The organism is Kribbia dieselivorans NBRC 106261, from assembly GCF_001552435.1.
Lineage (GTDB): Bacteria > Actinomycetota > Actinomycetes > Actinomycetales > Dermatophilaceae > Kribbia > Kribbia dieselivorans.
The window spans coordinates 1-1,244 of the sequence record NZ_BCRE01000294.1 but is presented as its reverse complement, the minus strand read 5'-3'; the positions used below and the strand labels follow the sequence as shown (position 1 = coordinate 1,244).

Sequence of the window (1,244 nt, the reverse complement as noted above, 5' to 3'; positions counted from 1 at the left end):
CTGAGGTGCCCGCCGGTTCTCGGACAGTGGCCCGGATATTGTTGTCGGGAAGAGTCTGAGAGGGAAGTGTGGCCGTGCCAGCTAGAAAGTACTCGCCGGAGTTCAAGGATGCGCTCGTTCAGGAGGTGATCAGGGATTCGAGGTCGATCGCCAAGGTGGCCCGAGAGAATGGGGTCGTTGAGCAGACGTTGGGGAACTGGGTCAGTGCTTACCGGAAGCGTAACCCGGTACCGGAGGCGGAACTGTCGGAACCCGAACGGGCGAAGTTGAAGCGTTTGGAAGCGGAGAACCGTGCCCTGCGGCAGGAGGTCGAGTTCTTGGGAAAAGCGACGGCCTTCTTCGCCCAGAAGTTCCCGCGCGCCTGAAGTACGGGTTCATTCACAGCGAAGAAGGCAATTATCCGATCTCGTCCATGTGTGCTTGGGCGAAGGTGTCACGGTCGGGGTATCACAACTGGAAAACTCGACCGGTGTCCGATCAAGCGAAAAGGCGCGAGGTTCTCGCCGCCTTGGTTCAATACAGTTTCGACGAATCCGACGAGACCTACGGCTACCGGCGAGTGCACGCGGACCTGACGCGCTGGGGCTACACGGTGGACGACGAGACCGTGCGGGGCATCATGCGCGAGCTTGGCCTGGTCCCGTGCCAGCCGAGGCCGTGGCGGCCCGTGACCACGATCCCGGGCACCGACTTGGGTGGTACCCCCGACCTGATCGAACGCGACTTCACTGCCGACGAACCCGGTCTCAAACTTGTCGGGGACATTACCTATATCCCAACTTGGGAAGGCTGGTTGTACCTGGCGACGGTATTGGACTGCTTCTCGAAGAAGGTGGTCGGATATGCCATGGCCGACCACATGCGGACCGAACTCGTCACCGACGCATTGGACATGGCCAACCGGAATGGACACATTCGCGAGGGCGTGACCGTGATGCATACCGACCGCGGCACGCAGTACACCTCGGACGAATACGTCCGAAATGCCAGCGAGCTCGGGATCAGGCGATCCCTGGGTAAGACGGGCGTCTGTTGGGACAACGCCTGGGCGGAGTCATTCAACGGCACACTCAAGGTCGAGAGGGTCTATCGAACACAATACCCCACCAGAGCCCACGCGCGGATTGACATCACCCGCTATATAGAACTACGCTACAACACCAGAAGGCTGCATTCAGCCATCGGCTACCGCACCCCGCACGAGGTGGAAATGGCCTGGATTGCAGCGAACCAAGCAGGATAAC

General features: G+C 60.2%; 1 protein-coding gene. It reads left to right on the top strand.

Annotation, left to right across the window (positions count from 1 at the left end; translation table 11 throughout):
• Window positions 1–68: 68 nt before the first annotated feature.
• Window positions 69–1,243, top strand: a protein-coding gene (locus KD1_RS15955) for an IS3 family transposase (protein ID WP_157073433.1) whose coding sequence is annotated in 2 segments (ribosomal slippage) — window positions 69–321 and window positions 321–1,243 — 1,176 coding nt in all. Because the reading frame shifts where the segments join, the coding sequence is not laid out codon by codon here.
• The last annotated feature ends 1 nt before the right edge of the window (window position 1,244 follow it).